General features: G+C 42.9%; 6 protein-coding genes. 3 read left to right on the top strand and 3 right to left on the bottom strand.

The window, feature by feature from the left end; genetic code table 11:
* From H6G97_RS47470 to H6G97_RS47480, 3 genes are all read right to left on the bottom strand, one after another.
* Positions 1-818, bottom strand: an 818-nt coding sequence (locus H6G97_RS47470; protein WP_190947301.1) for a DUF3854 domain-containing protein, incomplete at its 3' end; no start/stop codon positions are given.
* Positions 819-1380: 562 nt separating this feature from the next.
* Positions 1381-1716, bottom strand: a complete 336-nt coding sequence (locus tag H6G97_RS47475; protein WP_190947302.1) for a hypothetical protein — start codon at positions 1714-1716, stop codon at positions 1381-1383.
* 115 nt (positions 1717-1831) lie between these two features.
* Positions 1832-2038, bottom strand: a complete 207-nt coding sequence (locus H6G97_RS47480; protein ID WP_190947303.1) for a ribbon-helix-helix domain-containing protein — start codon at positions 2036-2038, stop codon at positions 1832-1834.
* 290 nt (positions 2039-2328) lie between these two features.
* On the opposite strand from H6G97_RS47480, the gene H6G97_RS47485 reads away from it, so the two are divergent.
* The 3 genes from H6G97_RS47485 (at position 2329) to H6G97_RS47495 (ending at position 3482) form a co-directional block, all read left to right on the top strand.
* Positions 2329-2721: a hypothetical protein gene (locus H6G97_RS47485; RefSeq protein WP_190947304.1), complete on the top strand. Its 393-nt coding sequence runs from the start codon at positions 2329-2331 to the stop codon at positions 2719-2721.
* 3 nt (positions 2722-2724) lie between these two features.
* Positions 2725-3264: a hypothetical protein gene (locus H6G97_RS47490; RefSeq protein WP_190947305.1), complete on the top strand. Its 540-nt coding sequence runs from the start codon at positions 2725-2727 to the stop codon at positions 3262-3264.
* 74 nt (positions 3265-3338) lie between these two features.
* On the top strand, positions 3339-3482 hold the full coding sequence (locus tag H6G97_RS47495; protein ID WP_181374386.1) for a hypothetical protein: 144 nt from the start codon (positions 3339-3341) through the stop codon (positions 3480-3482).
* The last annotated feature ends 212 nt before the right edge of the window (positions 3483-3694 follow it).

Genomic DNA, 3694 nt, shown 5'->3' on the forward strand with positions numbered 1-3694 from the left:
TCATCAACGCCTTTACACAGTCCTTTTTGACCGTCCCAGATGGCGATATCAACTATTGAACCGGCGGCAGTCAGTAATCGGCTAAAGCGGAAAGTCGCAGCGTTAACCCGTCTCTGGGTTAGAGTATTGGTGTCTTGGTCAAAGGCGAGGGTAAATTTTCTCCCCTTAACAGCAAATCGTGCTATATCTGAGATTAGATAGGGCAAGACTTGGTTTCCTAATAAATCCTTGCTGCGGTAGCCGCCGTTAATTCCGTAAAGGGCAATGGCTACATACCCCTGTGACAACAGGCATAAGGATTTTTTACCCCCTTCTGTAATGATGATTGGGATTTCTGGGTGGAGTTCTAGCCAGTCCCAGAAACTTTCGCCAGGAGGGGGGACTTCTACGCCGTAGCGGTTGGCTATTGATCGTCTATTTTCTCGGTTGACGGTGGGGAGATAAGCCCGTGAGCCGTTGCCAATTGGGGTTTCGTATTTTTGATCCTTGTCTTTTTTCGTGTCAATCCTGGGTTTACTGAGTTTGCCTTGCCAGGGGCTACCGTCTTCGTTCAGAAATATTGCGGCGTGGAGTGTGGGTTTGGCTTGATGCCCAAATCTGGTATATTTCCAGTTCAGTGCGTCGTGGATTGGGGTTGAGACATCCCCCCCAGCACTAATTTCTATATCAGAGACGATGCGGATATTATCAGTGTAGAGAGAAATTGCGATCGCAGAGCCGGTAAGAAATTCTCGCTCAATTCTGCTGGTAAACTCGCTTAAGCTCTCTACTGGCAGTAGATTTTGAGCAGATGGTAGAACACTTGATAGATTTTTCAATTTCTTTCTCCTGGCAGGGGTTACAGTGCCCTCGCCAAGAAAAAACTGAATGTTAACTTTTATCTACAGAACAGTTGGCGTAACTTGTGCGGTAGAGGGGAAAGAGCCAAGTAGTTTGGGTAGAGCCTTCATGCTTGTTACTTTTTTCTTAGGAATCTGTTGGAAATAAAGCTTATAATCAATGAAAGGCTCCACTTGATTCTTACTCCAGTGGGGGTTTTACACTCTGTCTTTTCTGGCGGGGTGGACGTGTGGTAGGTGTTGCAAGCACCGAAGCCACAAAATACGAGCAAAATCAAATGAATAATTTGAGCCTAAGTCTGTGAGTCCTACCTCGCAGGCTTTTTGGCTTTTATTGGCTCAAATTCCAGAGATTAAAGACCATAAATAGAGTTAGTCATTTGGTTAGGGTTAGGATGTTGTTTGGTAGTCAGCATATCATTGAGTAACACTAGGCACATATTGCAATCTGACAAAAGTAAGCAAAAAGTAAGAAAGATTTCTCCGTCGATACAAGACAATGGGGTTGGCAGAGCATTTCTCAAAGCCAATGCTGCTTACCCTATGTGCGCGGTCGTGGCTTAACATTAGGCGAAGTGGTGCTATTATTGCGCTCACTCTTTTCTTTAACCTCTATATCTTCATACCTTTGCCTTAACCTAGTTTTTCGTTCTCCTTTGGTCAGCATGTCCTTGTCACCAAAGTAGTTGATATATGCTTCTAAGTCTTCTTGTGGAAGAGATTTGTAAAAATGTCGTAGCGTTCCAGCGAATCCTTCAGAGTAGTTATTTCGCAATTGGCGGCGGAAGTTGAGATATCCTATCCAGTCACGAGCTATTATCATCGCGGTCATCGCCTGAAGGATTTTTTCTTTTGGTAGTACCTGAGTTGCTGTCACAGATTACGCTCCCCATTGCTCAAGCTCATTCCTGGTGATTACCGATCTGAAGATTATCTGTGTATTCATTTTCTGCTGCTGGCTGGTCGCCCGTCGTAAGTGTTTAGTGTTTAGGTCATGCTGCACCGTTTTGTTTTGGCTGTTTTTGTGGCAATTCACCACGCTCTCTTGCTTCTCTCATAGCTACTTCAATTAAAAATGCTGCTAACGCGGCTGTAGGTCTCCCTTGGATTTGGGCTAGTTGCTCTAAATCCTCAAAAACATAGTCGGGAACGGTTACTGAGAATTTTTTACTCACTGATCTACATATACTTTGAGTCATTATTCTACTCCAATATTACTCTTTGCCTGCTGTAAAGCAGCTTCTAAGAAGCTTTTGAGGTTTTTCTCAGTTCGCATTCTGAATTAATTCCAATTAAATGCTTTACAGCAGGTAATTAGATGCTAACATACTTTTAACACCCTAGAAAACGCAAGTCACCTGTTAAATGCGTCTCAAGTGGTTTTAAAAACTGAGTTATAGCCAGATAACGAGCAAAAGTGTTAAATGAGGTGCTAATTACTCGCTAAATCACTGTTAAAAATTAGATCGCTTGCTAAATAGCCTGTATTATGAATCGTTCACAAGCTTTTAGTTTGGGGAGTTCTATCGAACCAGACAGCATTTATGTTGACTTTGCAGTGACCAAAAGTGAATTAGCCAGGTTGCTGCAAGTCACCCGTCCTACCGTCTGGAAATGGGACAAGATTGCATACTTTGCCCTTGAAAGCTACCGGGAAGCCTACCCCATCCAGACGGACAAAGCTAAACGCCAGCTATGCGAACGGGATAAAGAAGTCCCTCTAAGCCCTTACCAAGTATGGGTATTGAGCCGTATAAAGTCCCTGATGAACTCGCTGCGAATTGCCGCCAGGGTAAAAGCCTATATTCGTGGCAACCCTCACTACTTCTCAGTTTCTAACTTCCAGTACAAATCAAATCAAGTTTTTCACAAAGGAGCATAAATTATGACTGATATCACTATCAAAAAAGCTGCTGTTGACCTGGGAATTGCTGAAGATGCCTACCGTTTCATGCTGGCTGACTTCATGCCAGATAACTTTGAGTCTGTCTCAAAAGTTCCGTTAGATGTGGCTGATTTGGTTGCTAAGGCACTGCTTGCTAAGACAGAGGGCCAAGCACTCGCACCTATGGCGGATGACTCTAGCTTGTCTATATCAGACCAACACTCAATCATTTCTGGAGTTAACAACACTCTTGCAGACTTCTGTGAAAGCATTGTCATTGAGTCCCATAATTTAACGACTGCGATCGCATTTATCGCTGCCAAGCGTAACGCTGCAAATTTCCGGCATACCTATGAATCTGTGTTTAGTGATGAGGTAGGTAAGTACGTTGACGAGCTTAGTCTGGCTCTAGCTATGACTGCTCAAAAAATCAATGACACCACACCCAATGATTTTTTATCCCAACGGGGAATTACCCCGCGTCAACCCAGCACCAGCAAGGCAGTAGAGGAAATATTGAATCTAGCAGCAAATATTTAGAATTTGCATCAAAGCTGGCATTGTCAAATCATCGGTTTCTATTTCTCTTGCACTTCATTTCAAAGGAAAGAAAAATGCACTTACTAACTGAAGTTTGTTTTTATTCTGGTGTGGCTACCCTCTCCCTAATTGGTGGTGTAGCAGCAGTTATATCGCCTTTAGGAGTTGGGTTATTTACTGTGGGCTTAGTAATGTATGTCAACCAAAACAAACAATAATAGGGACAAATTAGAGTCTGATTATCAGTGGCTTGCTTTCAAAATCCGCCCAGTCCTTTTAATAGCTTGCATCACAATTCCTAGTTTTTTGGGAGCGTATATAGGAATCCTATTTGATTTTTGAAAAAGATTACGAGAGAATACGGTTGGGTATAAAAGTGTAAGAGCATACAAATGATAAAGCAGCATCTACAAACTGCAATACTCCCCCC

The sequence above is a fragment of the Nostoc flagelliforme FACHB-838 genome, assembly GCF_014698065.1.
Lineage (GTDB): Bacteria > Cyanobacteriota > Cyanobacteriia > Cyanobacteriales > Nostocaceae > Nostoc > Nostoc flagelliforme_B.